We start from the raw sequence: 17,919 nt of genomic DNA, 5'->3' as shown, positions 1-17,919 counted from the left end.
CTACGCCCAGCGTTTAATGATAATCGAGGTGTTGATGCCGCCAAACGCGAAGTTATTGCTCTGCAGATACTCGCAGTCAATCTGACGGGCTTCTCCCATAATATAATCTAAAGCACCGCATTGCTCATCCGGCTGCGTTAAATTGAGCGTCGGGGCAAACCAGCCTTCACGCATCATCTGCAGGCTCATCCACGCTTCCAGCGCGCCGCAGGCACCCAGCGTATGGCCAAAATAGCTCTTCAGCGAGGAAACCGGCACGCTGTCACCATAGATAGCGGCGGTGGCCAGGCTTTCGGCGATATCGCCGCGATCGGTGGCGGTACCGTGCGCGGAGATATACCCCATATCCCGGCCGCTTAATCCCGCCATGGACAGCGACTGCTCCATGCAAATCTGCATGGTTTCACGCTGAGGCTGGGTGATATGAGCCGCGTCGCAGTTAGTGGCAAAGCCCACGATTTCGCCGTAGATCGTGGCCCCGCGCGCTTTTGCGTGCTCGAGCTCTTCCAGAATCAGGGTGCCTGCGCCTTCTCCAATCACCAGACCATCGCGCTGCGTATCAAATGGCGACGGGGTGTGCTTAGGGGCGTCATTGCGCTGGCTGGTGGCGAACAGCGTATCAAATACCGCCGCTTCAGACGGACAAAGCTCTTCCGCGCCCCCCGCGACCATCACGGTCTGATACCCGTGGCGAATCGCCTCCCAAGCGTAACCAATCGCCTGGCTGCCGGAGGTACAGGCGCTTGAGGTCGGGATGACGCGGCCGCGTAGTCCAAAGAACAGGCCGGTATTCACCGCCGTAGTGTGCGGCATCATCTGGACGTAGGTTGTCCCGGTGATGTTATTGGTGTGCTTTTCGGTGAGCATGGTCGCGAATTCGCTGACCGGACCGGTGCTGCCTGTCGAAGAACCGTAGGCGATACCGGTTTGACCGTTGGTGAGCACCGCTTCGCCAATCAGCCCCGCCTGCTCCAGCGCCAGCTCGGTGGCGCGGGTCGACATCAACGACACCCGGCCCATGGCGCGAATACGCTTGCGGGTGTAGTGTTCCGGCAGCGAGAAATCGTCGATCGGCGCGCCCAGGAGGGTATGCAGGCCATCATACACCTGCCATTCCGGCATTTTACGCACCGCGTTTTCATACGCCAGCAGCCTGCTGGACACGGAATGCCAGTTTTCGCCAAAGGCGGTCACGCCGCCCATGCCCGTAATCACCACGCGACGCGTCATAGCATTCCTCCGTTAATGGAAATGACCTGGCGGGTAACATAGCCCGCGATATCCGACATCAGATAGCTTGCCAGCCCGGCGACCTCTTCAGCCTGGCCCATACGTTTCATTGGGATGATGGACATGGCTTCCTTCAGGGCGGCTTCTTCCATCTCAATCATGCCGGTATCAATCAGGCCCGGGGCAATGCAGTTGACGGTGATTTTGCGTTTTGCCAGCTCAATCGCCAGCGCTTTGGTGGCGCCGATAATGCCCGCTTTGGCCGCGCTGTAGTTCACCTGTCCGCGGTTGCCCATCACGCCGGAGACGGACGATAAGGTGATAATGCGCCCCCCTTTACGGGTGCCAATCATCGGCATAATGCAGGGGTGAATGACGTTATAAAAACTGTCGAGATTGGTGTGGATAACGCTGTCCCAGTCGTCTTCGCTCAGCGCCGGAAAGGCGCCGTCGCGGGTAATTCCGGCGTTGCTGACCACGCCATACCATGCGCCATGGGCTTCAATCTCCTGCTCCAGCACCTCGCGGCACTGTTCGCGGTTGCCCACATCAAAGGCGAGTAAACGACCGTTGCCACCCGCCTGCGTGATGGCGTCCAGCGTCTCCTGCGCGCCTGCGGCATCACGATGGTAATGCACGCCTACGGTAAACCCGTCGGCGGCGAGCTGGCGGGCAATGGCGCGCCCTATGCCTTTGCTGGCCCCTGTGACCAGTACGGAACGACTCATGCGTTAGATCCCTGATTAAAAAGCGATGTTAATTCTTCTGCGCTCGGCTGGAAGGTGTTGACCCGGCCCGTGGCCAGCGTCTCTTCATTAGCGGAAATCGCGCATTCAAAGCTGCCGAAGCGTTCGTCCTGCATCAGCAGCTTAACGGTGATGTCCAGCGTCAGGCCTGCGGCGAAATGCCCGCTGGCGCAGACCAGCTCGCGCGCGCCGAGCACCATGCCCAGCGCGATATGTTCCTGCCCCTGCTGCTGGCGATGCCAGCCCGACCAGACGCCGACGGTCTGCGCCATCAGCTCGAGCGCGAACCAGCCCGGCAGGTCGCCATCGGCATTGAGAAACGGCGCCAGCACGCTTTGCCCGTTGACGGCCACGCGGCAGACCGCCGTGTCGTCCGTAACGTTCTCAACGGACCCCAGCAGCATCATTGGCGCCTCGTGCGGCAAATAGGCTTCGGGTGATAAGTAGCTCATGAGGCTCTCCCCAGCAGGATGCTGGCGTTATTGCCGCCAAACGCGAACGAGTTAGACAAAATGACCGGTTTTTTCAGAGCGGCGCGCTGGTGCAGCAGGCCGCACGGTGCCAGCGTGTCGTCCGGCGCGTAGCGGGCGAAGTCCTGCGGCGGCAACGGCAGATCGCGCGTCAGAATCAGCCAGCTCAGGGCCGCTTCGGTAATACCGGCGGCGCCCAGCGTATGGCCGGTAAGGTGTTTGGTTGAGCTGCACGGCACGCTTTCCCCGAAGAGATCGTGCACCACCTGCGATTCAATCTGATCGTTGAGCGGCGTGGCCGTGCCGTGCAGGTTGATGTAGCCGATATCCTGCGGCTGCATACCCGCTTCGTTAAGCGCCTGCGCGATCGCCCTTATCGCCCCTTCGCCCTGCGGATGCGGAGCGGAAATATGGTACGCATCGCTGGATTCGCCCGTTCCGAGCAGCGCCACGTCGGCGGGCTCCCGGCTCAATACCATCAGCGCGGCGGCTTCACCGATGGTGATCCCCCGGCGGTCGCGACCAAACGGCTCGCAGAGCGTGGGGGAGAAGGATTCAAGGCTGTTAAAGCCGTTGACGGGCATCCGGCTCAGGGTATCGGCCCCGCCGACGATGGCGATGTCCACCAGCCCGGCTTCAATAAGACGTTTGCCGCCGATCATCGCCCGCGCGCTGGAAGAGCAGGCCGTCGAGATCGTATAGGCCGGGCCTTCGAGCTGAAGCCAGTTGGCGAGGAAGCGGGACGGATCGCCAAGCTCCTGCTGCGGATACTGCCAGCGCGTGCTCGCTTCGCCATGGGTCATGCGGCGCACGTGCTCATCGCCCTCATCCAGCCCAGAGGTGCTGGTCCCCAGCACCACGGCCACCCGGTCGCGGCCGACGCGGGCGATAGCCTCGTCAACGGCGGGCTGAATCTGCGCCAGCGCGGCCAGCAGCAGCTGGTTATTGCGGGTGCGGTGTGCGGAGAAGGCGTCCGGGATGGGCGGAAGCTCGCCTTCCACGCCGCCCAGTACGGCTTCGGGTAAACCCTGCAGCCAGCCGGTCCGGGCGTGCATCCCCGGCGCCACGCCTGCCGTCAGGTTCGCGGCAATCTCGTCAGGCGAGTTGCCCAGCGCGTTGACCATGCCAACAGCGGATATATAAATCATCTCAGTCACCCAGATATTGAATGGTGATGTGGTATTTAAAGACGTGTTGCTCGATGCTGATCGGCTCGCGCTTGCCTTTGCGCTGAAGGTAGACAATCTCCGTCACCAGCTTGCCGCTGGCGTTGCGCAGCTCGCGCCGATCGCCATTGTCCGTTAACGTCCAGCCCTTCGGCAACTGTGGCTGCCAGGCGCTAATCGGCCAGTGGCTGAGCATCACATCGGCCAGCACCTGGCTGGCGGGCGGCAGCTGCGGCACGACGATCGACTGCTCGGTATGAATACCGGTCTCATCGTACGTCGCCAGGAACAGGCGAATGCCCACGGAAGAGAGCCCGGCCAGCGTCACCTTATGCGCATCCGCGTTGAGCATCACCAGCAGGGACTGCGTTTGTCCGTTAAAGCTGCCTGTCAGCAGCTGCTGGGAGCTTACCGCCGGGCTGATGCCGGGCGGCGGCAGCGTAACTTTGGTACCCGGCTGGAGCCAGGCCTGAGGACGCGTCTCTTTGGTATCGGTCGAATGGCTGCAGCCCGCCAGCAGCAGCGCCGCGGCCAGCGCAACGGCGCGATAAAAAGCGTTCATTTACGTTTTCTCTCTTTCTTATCCGGCATCGCCAGCGGAGCCAGCAGGAAGGCGGTAAAAATACCGCTCACCAGCACGATACCAAAGCTGCTGATGGCCTGGGTGGCGCTGAAGACGAGCATGCCCAGCGTCAGCAGCGTGGTCATCATGGCCAGCGTAATCGCCAGCATTGAGGTCAGCGGCGTACCGCGCGGGTTGCTGAAAAACAGCGTGTAGTTAATGCCAATGCCGAGCACCAGTACCAGCGCCAGCAGTGAGAACAGATTCACCGGGTGGCCCGTTGCGGCCAGCACCGCCAGGCCGCAGCTCAGCGACAGCACGGACGGCACCAGGCTTATCAGCCCTTTACGCCAGCCGAGGCGCAGCATCGCCCCGCAGGCAATCACCGCCAGCGCGGCAAACAGTAGCCCCGTCAGCAGCGTGCGGTAGAGGGCAAACAGGCTGTCAAAGCTGGCTTTGCGATCGACCCAGACGACGCCGTCATGGCGCGCGGCCAGTTCACCGAGGTAAGCGCTGTTTTTCGCGCCGTCCACCGGCACCAGCACGCCGCTTTCCCCGTTGGGCAGGGTCAGCCAGAGCAGACGCCAGCCTTCGCTGACCGGGCTTTTAAGCCACGCGTCCACGCTGACCGGCATGGCGTCGAGGTTCGGGGATACGGCGCTGAGCCCGGCGCTTTTTAGCACGTTCGTTACCGCAGGAGCAGCCTCGCGCAGCAGCTTCAGATCGCTTTTCTGGCGCGCCAGCGAGTTCAGCGGCAGGGTACGCCAGCGGGCGATCTCTCCGGCTTTCTGCGCCTGTGCCAGCGCCGGGGTAAAGGCTTCCAGCCGCTCCAGCGTTTGCTGAGGCGAGGCGCCATGGACCACAAACCATTTCTGATCGACGCTCTGTCCGGTCAGGGCGGTAATGACCTTCTCCTGCGCCAGAATATCTTTCGGCAGCGCCTGCAGCTGGGCGATGTCGTCGTCCACCCTCAGGGTGCTCATCCCTACGGCGGAGAGCAGCGCCAGCGCGACGGGCAAACCAACGGACAGTTTTTTATTGCGTCGCCAGGCGGCCAGCCAGCGCAGCATGATAACCATCAGCGGAACCGGGCGCACCGGTAAACCCCGGCACAGCCACGGATGCCAGAAAATCACCGTCAGGCAGGAGGCGCTCAGCCCGACGGCGGCGAACACTGCCATCTGGCGGATCCCGGGGAAGGGGGCCAGCATCATAATCAGGTAGGCGGCGACGGTCGTCAGCAGCGCCAGCAGCAGCGCATTGCGTACTTTGGCCAGGCTTTGCCAGGGGGAATATTCCGCGCCGTGCACCATCCGTTCGGTCAGGTAGTAGAGCGTGTAGTCGGCTGAAATACCGATGATGCTCATGCTCATCACCAGCGTCATCAGGTGCAGTTCGCCAAAGAGCAGCAGCGTCACCACCGTACCCGCCAGCGCGCCGATGGCAATGGAGAGCACGCTCAGCAGCAGCGGGCGCAGAGAGCGGAACACCGCCACGATGAGCAGGAACACGCCAAGCAGGGTGGCGATGCCCAGCGTCGAGACGTCGCGTTTGGCCTGCTGGCTGGCGTAATCGCTGTAGAACACGGTTCCGCGGGAAAGCAGCTGCGCCTGCGGGAAACGCGCTTTTAGCCTCTCCTGCAGCGCGTTAAGCGTCGTCACGAGCCGGTGGGTCTGCTGCATATCAAATGACGAGCCCGCCAGCTCGCCGTGCAGCAGATACCAGTAGTTTCCCGCCTCATCCTGTGTGACCAGCCAGCCGTCCATCAGCCGCAGCTTCTGGCCGTTTTGCGCCAGAGCGAGCTGCGAGCCGCGCATCAGCATCAGGGGATCGTTTTGCAGCTCTTTGCCGCTGACGCCGGAAAAGGCCGAATAGAGCTGAGATAAAATCCACTGCGCCTGCGCTTCTCCGCCGTTTTGCAGGCGGGCGCGGGTGGCGGGATCGATCAGGCCATTTCGGTGCTGCCAGAAGAATTCCCCCCAGGCCTTTTGCCCGGCGGCGTCCATCGGGCCTTTGACCTCGCTGAGCGAATCGCTGCTTTGCAGCAGCGCCAGCCACTGCTGCGCCACGCTCGGATCGGGCTCTTTGCCGGGGCTGACCATCCAGACCAGCTGGCGGTCGAGACGCTGCATAAACCCGTCGTTGAGCGCCGGCGGGATCGCCCCCAACGTCTGCTTCGGCAGCATGGCCAGCACGCTGCTGTTCAGACGCGCGCCGGGCAGCAGGGACAGCAGTACGCCCAGCAGAATCAGGCATAGCGTGGCCCACAGCAGCGCCGGGCGCAGGGATTTACGGTGCGGCAAAGCGTTGGCGTTCGTCATCGGTCAGGCTGGCGGGCGTCAGTTGGTGGCGTGAAAGGGCGATATCGGTACGGTCGCCCTGTTTGTCGTTGAGGCGAATCGTCTCCAGATAGGTCGCGCCGCTCAGATCGAGGGTGGCGAAAATCTTGTCCAGCGGCGTCGTTTTTGGCGTAAGCACCAGCGACCAGCGGCCAGCGCCCAGGTCTTTAAAATCGATGCGGAAGTTCTCTTCAAGCACCCTGCGGTCGGCCTGGAACAGGGCCCGCAGAAGATGGTTGAACTGGAACATCTGCGGATTATTGTCGGCGGTGACGGTCTGCGGCGGCTGGCCGTTAATGGCCTGAACCATCCGCTTGTCGTCCAGCAGGAGCGTCATCGGAAACGGCGCTTTTTGATCCCACAGCAGGCCGCTGTCGCGGGCGATCAGCATCTCGCCCAGCGAGCGCAGCGGCTGCGGCATATCTTTTATGGTGCGAACCTGTTCGAAGTGCGCGCGCACGACGGGCTGCCCGGTGAAGCGCTGCTGCAGTTCATCCAGCGTCACGGCGCTGACCAGCGGGCTGACGATCAGCGCCAGCAAAGGCAACCATCTCATGGCGTCACTCCCATTCGTTCAAACAGTATTGCCGGACTCACAAAGCACATTTCGCGGGTGGCTTCTTCCACCGCCACCTGGATGGTGTAACCGGTGGTTGTGCGTTTGCCGGTCTGCGCATCGAAAATTTGATAGGCAATGCGCAGGCGGTTTTCATACTCTTCAACGTGCGCGCGGACGCGAATACGCTGCTCAAAGGTCACCGCATCGCGGTATTTCACCCGGGTATCGACGACGGGCCAGACGTAGCCGGAGGCCTTCATCTGGCGATAGCCATAGTCAAACTGATTGAGCAGCGCCTCGCGGGCGATCTCAAAGTAGCGGAAATAGTTACCGTGCCAGACCACGCCCATCATATCGACGTCGTGGAACGGAACGGTGATCTCGACTTCAGTCGTAAAGCGGGGATCGGTCAGCACCCTTTACTCCTTTTCACTGGACTCTGGCAGATGCCAGAAATCGAAAAAATTAAACCAGTCGAGCGGCGACATGAGGGCGTAATGCTCCAGCCGCTGCGCGTAGCGATCGACGGTATTCTGCAGCGCCTGCTGGCGTTCACCGCGCGGCAGGTGCAGCGGATCTGCAAACGGTTCACAGTGCAGGACGAGCTTACCCTGCTGGCGCAGGGCAAAAATCAGCACCACAGGGCAGCGCAGGATGGAGGCCAGGATAAACGGCCCCTGTGGGAACGGCGCTGGCTGCCCCATAAACGTACTCCAGATCACCCGCCACTCGCCGCCACGCTGCGGATTCACCGCGATGCGATCGCCCACAATCGCGACCCATTCTCCCCGCTCAAGCTTCTCTTTGATGGCAATCGCGGTGTCCGGGCCGATATCGGTAACCGACATCAAATTCACGCCCGCCTGGGGCGCCATTTCGCTCATGATTTGCTTAAAGCGCTGGGCGTTCTCGCTGAAGACCAGGGCGGTGATAGTTTTGCTGCCGTCCAGCTGGGCCAGCGCCCGGCAGGCCTCAACGTCGCCAAGATGCGAGGCCAGCAGCAGCTTGCCCTGCGGCGCCGCGATATTAAGTGTTTCGCTCGCGCCGGGGGCAAAGACCACGTCGCGATCAAACTTCAGCTCACCGCGCCAGCTGGCGACTTTATCCAGCATCGCGTTGCCGAAGCGCATGAAATGGAAAAAGCTGTTGAGCCGCGGGGGAACGGGCATGTTCCGCTGACGCAGCTCTTGCTTCACCCTTCCAATCCACTGCCGCGAGGCCTGCCGCGCCGGACGCGCGATAAGCCAGTACACGCCGATCACTGGCCAAAGCAGCACGGTAAAGGCCCGCCGACCCAGCAGTTTCCAGACGCGCAGCATCAGGCGCATCCCCCACAGACCCTTGACCTCGTCCTGCTGCGCCCAGTGCTGGCGGCGTCGACGGAAAAGCAGGCCGGGCATGCGGGGCAGCATGCCGAAGAAGAGTCGGGTATGCATCAGGGAGATCCGCACGTTATCTTTTAACGCGTCGAAGTGGGACAACCCGTCTTGCGGGTAGGTGACGCGGGTGGGCAGAAAGATGCTGGTGTTGCCCTGCCAGTAGAGACGAACCATCACTTCGGTGTCAAAGTCCATCCGTTTGCCGAGCGTTTCACGCGCTGCCAGCCGCAGCGTGGGCGAGACCGGATAGACCCGAAAGCCGCACATACTGTCTTTAAGCTGCAGGGATAAGGTCTCAATCCACACCCAGACGTGGGTTATCCAGCGCCCGTAGAGCCGCGAGCGTGGAATGGAATCATCGTAAATGGGCTGGCCGGAAATCAGCGCATCCGGGTGGCGCTCCGCCAGCGCCAGCAGTTTGGGGATATCTTCAATGGCGTGTTGACCGTCCGCGTCCACCTGCACGGCGTGGGTATAGCCCGCGCGCGCGCACTCCTCCAGCCCCCTGATGACCGCGGCACCTTTCCCGGCGTTTTGTGCCAGACGGACCAGCGTCATCTGCGGCTGTTCTGCCGCAAGGCGTTCGAGCTCCTGACGGGTGACCGCTTCGCTGCCGTCATCCACCACCAGGCACGGCAGGCCGAACGGCGCGAGACGCGACAGCACGCGGGCGATCATGGCGCCGTGGTTGTAGCACGGGATCAGCACGCAGGGGCGAAAGGTTACTGACATAGCCGAATTTTCCCGCTGCTGGCGGTATGGCGCTCCGCCCCGGCGTGACGCTGGTAGCTGAAGGTCAGCATCTGACGTTCGGCATGCCACTCAAGCACCAGCGTCACCGTGGTTTCCGGCAGCAGAGGCGCCTGGAACTTCACGTTTTGAATGCTGTGAAAGCGGTAGCCCGGCGCCAGTAACGTTGTGGCGTAGTGCATCACCCAGTCAAGCTGCGCAACGCCGGGCAGCAGCGGCTGTACGGCAAAATGGCCCTGAAACCAGAACAGCGCCGCGTCGAGATGCAAAATGATTTCCAGCTTCTCCGGCTGTGTCTGGTGGCGCTCAATTTCAGGAATTTTCATGAAATAACTCCTCTAACTGCGCATAGACACGCTTGTTCATACTGTTTACCGGCATTTCATCGACAATGCGCCAGTAGCGCGGAACGGCGACCGGCTCAAGCCACGGCAGCAGGGCGCGACGCCAGGCGAACTCCTGCGCTTTTTTATCCTGCATATACCCGCGCTGGCGAACCGCTTCGTCCAGAACCAGCAGGGCGCCAATCCCCTGACGGCCTCCGCGCGTGACCGGCAGCGCCGCCGCTTCGCAAATGCCGTCGAGCTCCAGCAGGCGACGTTCGATCTCGTTAAGCGAGATGCGCTTTTCTTCAATTTTGACCACCCGCCCGCGACGACCGGCGATGCTGAACAGCCCCTCGCTGTCGAAGTGCAGGATATCGTCCAGCTGGAGTCCTTCAGCCTCGTGGATCAGTGGCGACGTGACGCGACAGGCGTCATCTTCCTGATGGAAGATAACGCCGGGGAAGGCAAGCCACGGGACGTTATCCTGCTGGCGATGGCGCCAGGCGAGGATCCCGGTTTCGGTGCTGCCATAAATTTCATCCGGGCAGATGTTAAGCCAGCCCGCGGTGGTGGAAACGTCACACCAGGGCAGCATGCCCCCTGCTGAAATCAGCATTCTGACGGGCGGCGCGGGCAGTTCCGTATCCAGGCGCTTCAGGAACGCCGGGCTGCTGATGAACAGGTAATGTCTGTCATGAGGAAGGGCGGCCAGCTGTTCAGCGTAGTAGAGCATCGCGGCATGCAGCGGCAGCCCCAGCGCCATCGGCAATACGATGCGGAATGTCAGGCCGTACAGGTGTTGCGGTACGACCGAGGCGACAACGCTACAGCCGGTCAGACGTTCGCCGAAGCGGTCAGCCAGCAGACGGGCTTCGCGATCCAGGCTGACGATGTGCTTAATCACCCGGCGCGGGGTACCCGTGGAGCCGGAGGTGAACAGCTCAACGAAGCGGCTTTCGTCAATGGCCGGCAGGGGTGCCCAGCGGCTAGCCGTCTGATGGCTGGAGGCCACCACAATCAGCTTGCCATGGAAACCGAGAGTCCGATCGCTCAGAACGCCGCTAAACAACGACTGCTGTTCTTCAAGCTGCGAGACGCGGCTATGGCCGGGGATGACCGGCGTTTTACCGGCATGCAGCGAGGCCAGCAGCGCAACGATAAACAGGTAGCTGTTTTCAAAGCACAGCGCCCAGCGCTCGCCATCCTGCTGACGCAGGGTGTCGACCAGCAAGGTCACGTCGTGGCGCAGCTGGCCAAGCGTCCAGCTACGATCGTCAAGCCAGGCAACGGGCGTATCGTCAGGGCGGGGCGCATTTAACCACTGGCCCAGCGGAAGGGGGTTAGTCATTGTGCATCTCTTTTTTAATCACCCGCTGGCGCACCAGCCACTCTGTCGCCATCAGCGTCCCCATCAGGATGTAGGCCACCATACCGTTCCACAGCGTCCACAGATGCATGTCGCCGTGGAGCACGGTGAACAGCGCCATCGCGCCGTTACCGATGAAAAAGCCGCACCAGACGAGGGTCACCTTGCGGGTATAGCGCACGCCCTCCGGGGGCAGGTTTGGCTCGAGCAGGCGCGCCAGTCGCTCGACCAGCGGCATCGCGGTCCAGAGCGAACCCCCGAACACGGCCAGCATCACGAGATTGACGACCACAGGGTAAAACAGCAGCCACTGGTGGGTTTTCAGCAGGTAGCTTGCCGCGCAGAGCGCGATGCCCGCGAGCGCCACGCACTGCACCACATACCGCATCGGGCCGGAGTTCCGCCGCGCCTGGCGCAGCCGCAGCAGCAATATCAGCGCCATCACGGGCAGCAGCCACGGCAGGCTGTTATGCGTCAGCCCAAATCCAATCAGGAAGGGCCACGCCAGCAGCATCAGCCCCGTCAGCAGTGGGATGACCGGGAACGTCCGTCCACCACGCACGAGGTCTTACTCTTCGCGCAGAAGCTGTTCGACGGCGTCTACCACATCCTGAACGGTACGAACCGACTTGAAGGTTTCCGGCTTGATTTTCTTGCCCGTTTTCTTCTGCAGATGAACAATCATGTCCACCGCGTCAATGCTGTCCAGCTCCAGGTCTTCGTAAAGACGGGCTTCGGGCGTAATGTCCTGCAGGTCGATTTCAAAGAGCCTGGTCAGCAGGCCGCAGACTTCCTGATAAATGGTTTCTTGTTCAGTCATCGTTCACATCTCAGGCGCGTTGAGCGTTGATAAAGGACGCCAGCGTGGCGACGGAAAAGAAGTGCTGGCGCATCTCTTCGCTTTCGGCAGAAAGCACCACGCCATACTGGTTTTTTACCGCCAGACCCAGTTCCAGCGCGTCAATGGAGTCCAGACCCAGCCCATCGCCAAACAGCGCGGCATCGGTATCAATATCCTCTGCGGTAAGCTCGTCCAGATTCAGCGTGGTGATTATGAGATTCTTAATTTCAAGATAAAGCGCTTGCATCATTAATTCCTGACAAAGATTGAAGGCCTGATGTTAATCGATGCTGCAGATGCCGGTTTAACTGCCTTGCCGCCAGCGCCGGTTCTTGTTCATTTGCATCGTAAAATTCGTCGATGTTCACGCGGTCGCGGACATCCACGGTGAAAACAGGTTTTTCTGGCGGTACATCATACCAGCGGCTTTTTTTATCCAGCAGGTGTTCGCTACAGTGGATCAGCACCACCCGCAGATCGCTGTTACAGCGCACGGCTATATTTGCCGCGCCGCGCTGGAGGGAGATAGCCTCGCCAAACCGGGTACGCGTGCCTTCCGGGAAGATTAACAGCGTGTCGCCCTGAGCCAGACGCTGCTGGCTGGCCGCGAGCAGGGGCTCGGCTTCGCTGTTAATCAGGTAATCCGCCGCGCGGATGACGCCGCTGACAAAGGGATTGCGCAGCAGCGCGCTTTTCACCAGGCAGTCGGTTTCGGGCATCACCGACGCCAGAATCACGTAGTCTATTAACGTGGGGTGGTTAGCCACCACCAGACAACCCCGATCGCTGCGCAGCGCGTCGAGATTGTGAATGCGATAGTCCAGTACGCCGAGGCCGCGCGCTACGGTCAGGAAGAAGCGGAAGCTGGCCGAAATGCTGCGACGCGCCAAGCGACGACGGCTGGCGCGGTCGCGCTGGACGATGAGCAGCAGGTTGAACCAGACCAGCGACAGCAGCAGCCCGCCCACGCCAAACAGCGCGAAGCAGAAGCCGGTCATCGCCAGGCGCCATAGCCAGTTAATTCGGGCAGCCAGGCGGTTCATGCGCGCGTCCATTGCCACAGCAAACGTTCGCCGGGCACCACGAACTGACGCTCCTCGCTGAGATAGCGCTGCAGGAACATCAGGCTTTGCGGCAGGGCGGGTTCTTCACCCGGGCTGCCGCTGCGGGTTTCACACTGCAATCCGTTGCCGGATTCAATCACCAGCGCCAGCGCGTAGGGCCAGGTGGGCATCTGCGGCGGTAGCGCCGGATGGTAAAATTCCGGCAGCGCGCCGTCAAAATCGACCAGCATGACGCGGGAATAGCCCGCCTGCAGCAGGCTCAGCACTTCGCATAAGGCCTGCTGGAAGGTGTCCAGTCCGGCAGAAATGGATGACGAAACGATGGCCTGGCGTGCGGTAATCGTAAGATTGCCCACCGCGGAATTGTGCACGGACATCGCGAAGTCGGTGGGTGAAACGGACTGCCCGGTCGCCAGGGCATGCAGAATACGGTCGTTGCGCTCCAGCTCGCCGTGGCGGCTGGAATAGACGACGGCATCAATGGCGTGGTTTTGCAGCATGGCAAGACCAATATCCACCGCCAGCTTACTGCCTGAGTTGAGGCGGCGCGCGGTCATCATGGGTAAAGCGGACAGGCGGGGAAGCGGGGCCGCTGGATCGACGGTCAGCTGCAGGCGTGACCACGCCTGCCACTCTGTGGCATCGCTGAGTCCTGGCGCTCTCGCCTGCCAGTCGATAATGTTCAGTGAAAATTTCATCTACGCGCGTCCGCGACAAAAAAACCGTATTCAAAGGGCAGGCTGGGCCACCCGGGCAGCTAAGCTGCTCTATTGTTCACGTTTGGTGCATATCAGCAGGGTATGACCGACCCCAAGGTTGTCCAGCCGCTGTTCAACGCTGAAACCTGCGCTCTCCAGGTAGCGATAAAACTTCTCTACGCTGTAAAACCGGCTATTGCCATTCGCCATACAGGTAAAATAGAGCGAGGTGGCATTCAGGCTGAAAGAGGCTGCTTCAAATTTCTGAGCATCCCAGAAAAGCTCCATGATGCACAAACGTGCGCCTGGCTTCATGGCCTGTGCGACGCGCGCCAGCATGGCGACAATCTGATCCGGAGAGAAACAATCCAGGAACTGGCTCATCCACCAGACGTCGGCGTCACCCGGCAATGTTGCTGGGCTAAGCATATCGACAGCATGGAATGCAATACGATGAGAAAAACCTGCTTTTGCGATGTTTTCCTGCGCCAGCGCTATCTGCTGCGGCAGATCGAGGATCGTCACGGCAACATTTTCGTCATAGCGGCAGCAGCGTAACGACCATTTACCCGTATTTCCGCCCACATCGTACAATTTTGTCGGCGAGCTTGCGAATATATATGGCAAAGCAGCGTCAAAAGCGGCGTCAGAATAGTAATGATCGAAGGCGAACCAGCTCTCTTTCGCCGGAGCTGGTAATTGGGATAACGCCGGGTAGATGGTTGGCCAGTTGCCAAACACGGCTAATCCGGCCGGTTTTTCCTCCTGCAGGGCGTCCGCCAGGTGAAATAGCCCCTGATAACAAACGTCCTGGGTGAAATCCATATTTACGCGGGTCATTTCGTCGTGCAGTAAAAAATGGCCCACTTTCGCCAGAAAATAACGTCCATTCTGTTGGGTAACGATTCGACCGCTTAATCCCATATCCAGCAGTACGCTGACGCCATAGCTGCCGAGCGTGCTGTGTTCGGTTATTTCCTCGAGGCTTGCCCCCTCTTTTCCTTGTTTATCGAGCCAGGCGAGAACGCCTGAGTTACGCAGACAAAGCGCAGTCTGGAATAACATCGGGGCAAAGGCGATGCGTTGCGCTTCGGTAATGGCATCCAGTGCGCTGAGTGTGTCCTTTTCGTACATTCCTGCGTAACCTTTGAGGGCAATAAAGAGAGGTTATCGGGCCATACGCGGCCCGACTTTAGAAAAAAATTACAGCGCGGCGCCAGCGGAGAGGTTCAGCTGAATGTCGTGGTCGAGGTTATTCACCCAGCGGTTATAATTTTTGTGGATTTTACCGTCTGCCGCTTTCAGGTTAAGGCTGTTTTCATAGTTGATTGAATAGCTTGTGGCCGTGTACGGAATACTCACCTGGACCGAGTGATCGCGTGACTGCAGACGCCCCTTAATCATTCCCGGGCCGGTTTCCGTCATGATCCAGTCGCGTTTTTGGCCTGCTTTCAAAATTGCCGTTTTTACCTGATCGGCAGTATGGCCCGCGCTTACAATAGAGTGAACCTGAGCGATTGGGGCGGTACGCGCACAGCCTGCCAGCGCGCCAACGAATACGGCAGCAGCACACCATTTAACGATCTTTTTCATCAACAACTCCATATCAATAATAACAATTAAAGGCAGTGGTTTTTACAAATAATACTCATCCGGCTTTTTGTTATCGCCAGGTGTAATTTTTAATCAATATTAATGGTTACATTACGTTGAAGCGAAGGCGGGAATAATAACATGGAAAATAAATAAGGATTTCATTTTTTATAATTTGCGTTAAATCATGAATTGCGTTTGAACGTAATGCGCGCGGCGTAATTAAAACCGGAATGAATATCGCCTTAACGCAAATAAAAATACCGCGACGGATTAGGGACGCGGTAATTTACGGTGTATTACTGACGGTTTAAACCTACCTGTACAGGCAGGTCCGTTACCCGGGTAATCGGCTTTTCGGCCTCCCCGGGCCGAGCAGGATCGCCAGCTTGCTGCCGCCTTTGGTGGTTTCCATCCAGATTTTACATACGCTGGTCAGGGGGACCGACAGCAGCATACCGACCGGGCCCAGCAGCCATCCCCAAATCAGTAAGGATAAAAAGACCACCAGCGTCGACATGCCCAGCCGGTGCCCCATCATGCGCGGCTCAAGAATATTGCCCAGCACCATATGCACCACGAGGAACAGCGCGCCGACCAGCATGCATTCGTAGAAGCCGTTAAACAGAAACGCCTGAATCATCGGCGGCACGGCGGAAAGCACCGCGCCAATATTGGGCACGTAGTTCAGCAGAAAGGCCAGCACGCCCCACATCAGCGCGAACTGCACGTTCATCAGCATCAGCCCCAGCCAGACAATCACCCCGGTCCATACGCTCAGGAGCGTTTTCAGCGCCAGATATTTGGAGACGCCCTTCAGGGCCCGGTGTAAGCCGGCAATGTGAATTTGCGGATTGTTCAGCGCAAAGCGCAGCTTATAGGGGACGTGGCGGACTTCGAACAGCATAAACACTACCGTCATGACCAGCAGCAGAATGCTGGCCATCGCGCCGGAAAGCCCCGTCATCAAGGTGGTGGCGTAGGTCATGACCTTCTCGGAGTCCATCCTGCGCAGCATCCGTTCGGGTGAGATATGCAGATTAAGGAAGGGCACCATCTCCTGCAGCGCGACAATTTTACGCGTCAGCTCTTTGTTGTACTGCGGCAGCATGGTGGAGAATTCGCTCAGCGATGCCGCCAGCACGCCGAAGAGCGCCGTCAGGCCAATCAGCATCACGATGACGACGATGGTGATAGCTACCGGACGGCTGACGCCCCGGCGTAAAAACCAGGTGACCAGAGGATTAAGCACGATGGCAAAAAAGAGCGCCAGCAGGAGCTGAACAATAATGTCAGCGGCAGCATGGATACCCGCAAGGATAACCACCAGACAGGCGAGTTTTAATAAGATGTGGAGTCCTGCTTTGTCGGACGGGTTAGCGATCATGCGTGTTCCTTAATATGATGACCCGATAAGTGTAGTGCCCGGGCTTCGCTTCGTCTGGCACCGTTAATCTGAAAGTCGGGGCTGATTTTCTTATTGCGCCGTGGTAATAGTGAAACACTGTTGTAAAAAATCCAGGTAGAACCCCATGCCCGAACCTGCCGCTGAACCGGCACTGAGCGGACTGCGCCTCAATCTGCGCATCGTTTCCGTTGTGATTTTCAACTTTGCCAGCTATCTGACCATTGGCCTGCCGCTGGCGGTCCTGCCGGGCTATGTCCATGACGTGATGGGCTTCAGCGCCTTCTGGGCGGGGCTGGTGATAAGCCTGCAATATTTCGCCACGCTTCTCAGCCGCCCGCATGCCGGGCGCTACGCGGACATGTTCGGTCCAAAAAGCATCGTGGTGGTGGGACTGTGCGGCTGTTTTCTCAGTGGCCTGAGCTATCTGCTGGCTGCAGTAACCAGCCACTGGCCGTTGGTCAGCCTGGCACTGCTCTGCCTGGGCCGCGTCATTCTGGGCATTGGGCAAAGTCTGGCGGGAACCGGCTCAACGCTGTGGGGCGTGGGGGTGGTAGGCGCGCCCCACATTGGCCGGGTGATCTCCTGGAACGGGATTGTCACCTACGGTGCGATGGCGCTCGGGGCGCCGCTCGGCGTGGCCTGCTATGCGTTGGGCGGGCTGCATGGGCTGGCTATCACCATTATGGCGGTCGCGCTGCTGGCAATTCTCTTTGCACTGCCGCGTCCGAAAGTTAAGGCCAGCAAAGGCAAGCCGCTGCCATTTCGGGCGGTGCTGGGGCGCGTCTGGCCGTACGGCATGGCGCTAGCGCTGGCGACCACCGGCTTTGGCGTAATCGCGACCTTCATTACCCTGTTCTACGACGCCAAAGGCTGGGACGGCGCAGCCTTTGCGTTAACCCTGTTTAGCTGTGCGTTTGTTGGCGCCCGCCTGCTTTTCCCTAACGGCATCAACCGCCTTGGCGGGCTGAACGTGGCGATGATCTGCTTTGCGATAGAGATTGTCGGGCTGCTGCTGACCGGAATAGCGATGGTGCCCTGGGTCGCGAAAGTGGGCGTGTTTCTCGCGGGGGCTGGCTTTTCCCTGGTCTTCCCGGCGCTGGGCGTGGTGGCGGTAAAAGCCGTGCCGCAGCAGAACCAGGGGGCAGCGCTGGCGACCTATACGGTGTTTATGGATATGTCTTTAGGGATTACCGGCCCGCTGGCGGGGCTGGTGATGGCCTGGGCAGGAGTTCCGGTGATCTATCNTATGGATATGTCTTTAGGGATTACCGGCCCGCTGGCGGGGCTGGTGATGGCCTGGGCAGGAGTTCCGGTGATCTATCTTGCCGCGGCGGGGCTGGTGGTGATTGCGCTCCTGCTGACGTGGCGGCTAAAAAAATGGCCTCCGGTGCAGGCACCGGAGGCCACGTCATCATCGTGAAG

At 60.0% G+C, this 17,919-nt stretch carries 20 protein-coding genes; 1 reads left to right on the top strand and 19 read right to left on the bottom strand.

What is annotated here, in order from left to right; translation table 11 throughout:
- From SPG90_RS19265 to SPG90_RS19175, 19 genes are all read right to left on the bottom strand, one after another.
- Positions 1–1,230: a beta-ketoacyl-ACP synthase gene (locus tag SPG90_RS19265; RefSeq protein ID WP_126304201.1), complete on the bottom strand. Its 1,230-nt coding sequence runs from the start codon at positions 1,228–1,230 to the stop codon at positions 1–3.
- Positions 1,227–1,958 carry a 3-ketoacyl-ACP reductase FabG2 gene (locus SPG90_RS19260; RefSeq protein ID WP_032662188.1) on the bottom strand — a complete coding sequence of 244 codons (732 nt, stop codon included), beginning with the start codon at positions 1,956–1,958 and terminating at the stop codon, positions 1,227–1,229. The genes SPG90_RS19265 and SPG90_RS19260 overlap by 4 nt, the downstream gene beginning before the upstream one ends.
- A complete protein-coding gene (locus SPG90_RS19255) occupies positions 1,955–2,428 on the bottom strand; it encodes a 3-hydroxy-fatty acyl-ACP dehydratase (protein ID WP_126304203.1) in 474 nt (157 codons plus the stop codon). The genes SPG90_RS19260 and SPG90_RS19255 overlap by 4 nt, the downstream gene beginning before the upstream one ends.
- Positions 2,425–3,594, bottom strand: coding sequence for a beta-ketoacyl-[acyl-carrier-protein] synthase family protein (locus SPG90_RS19250; protein WP_023309530.1), 1,170 nt, complete (start codon positions 3,592–3,594; stop codon positions 2,425–2,427). The genes SPG90_RS19255 and SPG90_RS19250 overlap by 4 nt, the downstream gene beginning before the upstream one ends.
- A 1-nt stretch (position 3,595) precedes the next feature.
- A complete protein-coding gene (locus SPG90_RS19245; RefSeq protein ID WP_023309529.1) occupies positions 3,596–4,174 on the bottom strand; it encodes a DUF3261 domain-containing protein in 579 nt (192 codons plus the stop codon).
- On the bottom strand, positions 4,171–6,495 hold the full coding sequence (locus tag SPG90_RS19240; RefSeq protein ID WP_322408277.1) for an MMPL family transporter: 2,325 nt from the start codon (positions 6,493–6,495) through the stop codon (positions 4,171–4,173). The genes SPG90_RS19245 and SPG90_RS19240 overlap by 4 nt, the downstream gene beginning before the upstream one ends.
- A complete protein-coding gene (locus SPG90_RS19235; protein WP_126304207.1) occupies positions 6,464–7,069 on the bottom strand; it encodes an outer membrane lipoprotein carrier protein LolA in 606 nt (201 codons plus the stop codon). Before SPG90_RS19235 ends, SPG90_RS19240 begins: the two co-directional genes overlap by 32 nt.
- On the bottom strand, positions 7,066–7,488 hold the full coding sequence (locus SPG90_RS19230) for an acyl-CoA thioesterase (RefSeq protein WP_023309526.1): 423 nt from the start codon (positions 7,486–7,488) through the stop codon (positions 7,066–7,068). Before SPG90_RS19230 ends, SPG90_RS19235 begins: the two co-directional genes overlap by 4 nt.
- A gap of 3 nt (positions 7,489–7,491) precedes the next feature.
- Positions 7,492–9,183 carry a glycosyltransferase family 2 protein gene (locus SPG90_RS19225; RefSeq protein ID WP_126304209.1) on the bottom strand — a complete coding sequence of 564 codons (1,692 nt, stop codon included), beginning with the start codon at positions 9,181–9,183 and terminating at the stop codon, positions 7,492–7,494.
- The gene (locus tag SPG90_RS19220) at positions 9,174–9,527 is read right to left on the bottom strand and encodes a hydroxymyristoyl-ACP dehydratase (RefSeq protein ID WP_045403321.1); all 354 of its coding nucleotides are present in this window, start codon (positions 9,525–9,527) and stop codon (positions 9,174–9,176) included. The genes SPG90_RS19225 and SPG90_RS19220 overlap by 10 nt, the downstream gene beginning before the upstream one ends.
- The gene (locus tag SPG90_RS19215; RefSeq protein WP_126304211.1) at positions 9,514–10,875 is read right to left on the bottom strand and encodes an acyl-CoA synthetase; all 1,362 of its coding nucleotides are present in this window, start codon (positions 10,873–10,875) and stop codon (positions 9,514–9,516) included. Before SPG90_RS19215 ends, SPG90_RS19220 begins: the two co-directional genes overlap by 14 nt.
- Positions 10,868–11,455 carry a hypothetical protein gene (locus tag SPG90_RS19210; RefSeq protein WP_047173961.1) on the bottom strand — a complete coding sequence of 196 codons (588 nt, stop codon included), beginning with the start codon at positions 11,453–11,455 and terminating at the stop codon, positions 10,868–10,870. The genes SPG90_RS19215 and SPG90_RS19210 overlap by 8 nt, the downstream gene beginning before the upstream one ends.
- A 6-nt stretch (positions 11,456–11,461) precedes the next feature.
- Positions 11,462–11,713, bottom strand: a complete 252-nt coding sequence (locus SPG90_RS19205; RefSeq protein WP_126304213.1) for an acyl carrier protein — start codon at positions 11,711–11,713, stop codon at positions 11,462–11,464.
- Between the two features lie 10 nt (positions 11,714–11,723).
- Positions 11,724–11,981 (bottom strand): phosphopantetheine-binding protein, encoded by a 258-nt coding sequence (locus SPG90_RS19200; RefSeq protein ID WP_008503081.1) that lies wholly within the window; start codon positions 11,979–11,981, stop codon positions 11,724–11,726.
- Complete coding sequence (locus SPG90_RS19195; RefSeq protein ID WP_064791229.1) at positions 11,962–12,777, bottom strand: lysophospholipid acyltransferase family protein; 816 nt, start codon at positions 12,775–12,777, stop codon at positions 11,962–11,964. Before SPG90_RS19195 ends, SPG90_RS19200 begins: the two co-directional genes overlap by 20 nt.
- Complete coding sequence (locus SPG90_RS19190) at positions 12,774–13,496, bottom strand: beta-ketoacyl synthase chain length factor (RefSeq protein ID WP_126304215.1); 723 nt, start codon at positions 13,494–13,496, stop codon at positions 12,774–12,776. Before SPG90_RS19190 ends, SPG90_RS19195 begins: the two co-directional genes overlap by 4 nt.
- Positions 13,497–13,565: 69 nt before the next feature.
- Positions 13,566–14,630: a methyltransferase gene (locus SPG90_RS19185; protein WP_045355946.1), complete on the bottom strand. Its 1,065-nt coding sequence runs from the start codon at positions 14,628–14,630 to the stop codon at positions 13,566–13,568.
- A gap of 69 nt (positions 14,631–14,699) precedes the next feature.
- On the bottom strand, positions 14,700–15,089 hold the full coding sequence (locus tag SPG90_RS19180) for a hypothetical protein (RefSeq protein WP_023309518.1): 390 nt from the start codon (positions 15,087–15,089) through the stop codon (positions 14,700–14,702).
- A 337-nt stretch (positions 15,090–15,426) separates the two neighbouring features.
- Positions 15,427–16,476, bottom strand: coding sequence for an AI-2E family transporter (locus SPG90_RS19175; RefSeq protein WP_126304217.1), 1,050 nt, complete (start codon positions 16,474–16,476; stop codon positions 15,427–15,429).
- A gap of 145 nt (positions 16,477–16,621) precedes the next feature.
- Between SPG90_RS19175 and SPG90_RS19170 the strand changes: the two genes are divergently transcribed.
- Positions 16,622–17,917: an MFS transporter gene (locus SPG90_RS19170; protein ID WP_322408276.1), complete on the top strand. Its 1,296-nt coding sequence runs from the start codon at positions 16,622–16,624 to the stop codon at positions 17,915–17,917.
- Positions 17,918–17,919: the final 2 nt, after the last annotated feature.

This window comes from Enterobacter sp. D2 (assembly GCF_034427575.1).
Taxonomy (GTDB): Bacteria; Pseudomonadota; Gammaproteobacteria; order Enterobacterales; family Enterobacteriaceae; genus Enterobacter; species Enterobacter cloacae_M.
The sequence above is the reverse complement of the archived record's forward strand: the minus strand, read 5'-3'. Positions and strand labels throughout refer to the sequence as shown.

What these genes read in the sequence shown, in the direction of transcription:
- SPG90_RS19245 (WP_023309529.1), bottom strand. Translation starts at nt 4,174, where the DNA reads ATGAACGCTTTTTATCGCGCCGTTGCGCTGGCCGCGGCGCTGCTGCTG.
- SPG90_RS19215 (WP_126304211.1), bottom strand. Translation starts at nt 10,875, where the DNA reads ATGACTAACCCCCTTCCGCTGGGCCAGTGGTTAAATGCGCCCCGCCCT.
- SPG90_RS19250 (WP_023309530.1), bottom strand. Translation starts at nt 3,594, where the DNA reads ATGATTTATATATCCGCTGTTGGCATGGTCAACGCGCTGGGCAACTCG.
- SPG90_RS19265 (WP_126304201.1), bottom strand. Translation starts at nt 1,230, where the DNA reads ATGACGCGTCGCGTGGTGATTACGGGCATGGGCGGCGTGACCGCCTTT.
- SPG90_RS19240 (WP_322408277.1), bottom strand. Translation starts at nt 6,495, where the DNA reads ATGACGAACGCCAACGCTTTGCCGCACCGTAAATCCCTGCGCCCGGCG.
- SPG90_RS19260 (WP_032662188.1), bottom strand. Translation starts at nt 1,958, where the DNA reads ATGAGTCGTTCCGTACTGGTCACAGGGGCCAGCAAAGGCATAGGGCGC.
- SPG90_RS19205 (WP_126304213.1), bottom strand. Translation starts at nt 11,713, where the DNA reads ATGACTGAACAAGAAACCATTTATCAGGAAGTCTGCGGCCTGCTGACC.
- SPG90_RS19225 (WP_126304209.1), bottom strand. Translation starts at nt 9,183, where the DNA reads ATGTCAGTAACCTTTCGCCCCTGCGTGCTGATCCCGTGCTACAACCAC.
- SPG90_RS19175 (WP_126304217.1), bottom strand. Translation starts at nt 16,476, where the DNA reads ATGATCGCTAACCCGTCCGACAAAGCAGGACTCCACATCTTATTAAAA.
- SPG90_RS19195 (WP_064791229.1), bottom strand. Translation starts at nt 12,777, where the DNA reads ATGAACCGCCTGGCTGCCCGAATTAACTGGCTATGGCGCCTGGCGATG.
- SPG90_RS19200 (WP_008503081.1), bottom strand. Translation starts at nt 11,981, where the DNA reads ATGCAAGCGCTTTATCTTGAAATTAAGAATCTCATAATCACCACGCTG.
- SPG90_RS19185 (WP_045355946.1), bottom strand. Translation starts at nt 14,630, where the DNA reads ATGTACGAAAAGGACACACTCAGCGCACTGGATGCCATTACCGAAGCG.
- SPG90_RS19220 (WP_045403321.1), bottom strand. Translation starts at nt 9,527, where the DNA reads ATGAAAATTCCTGAAATTGAGCGCCACCAGACACAGCCGGAGAAGCTG.
- SPG90_RS19180 (WP_023309518.1), bottom strand. Translation starts at nt 15,089, where the DNA reads ATGAAAAAGATCGTTAAATGGTGTGCTGCTGCCGTATTCGTTGGCGCG.
- SPG90_RS19235 (WP_126304207.1), bottom strand. Translation starts at nt 7,069, where the DNA reads ATGAGATGGTTGCCTTTGCTGGCGCTGATCGTCAGCCCGCTGGTCAGC.
- SPG90_RS19255 (WP_126304203.1), bottom strand. Translation starts at nt 2,428, where the DNA reads ATGAGCTACTTATCACCCGAAGCCTATTTGCCGCACGAGGCGCCAATG.
- SPG90_RS19190 (WP_126304215.1), bottom strand. Translation starts at nt 13,496, where the DNA reads ATGAAATTTTCACTGAACATTATCGACTGGCAGGCGAGAGCGCCAGGA.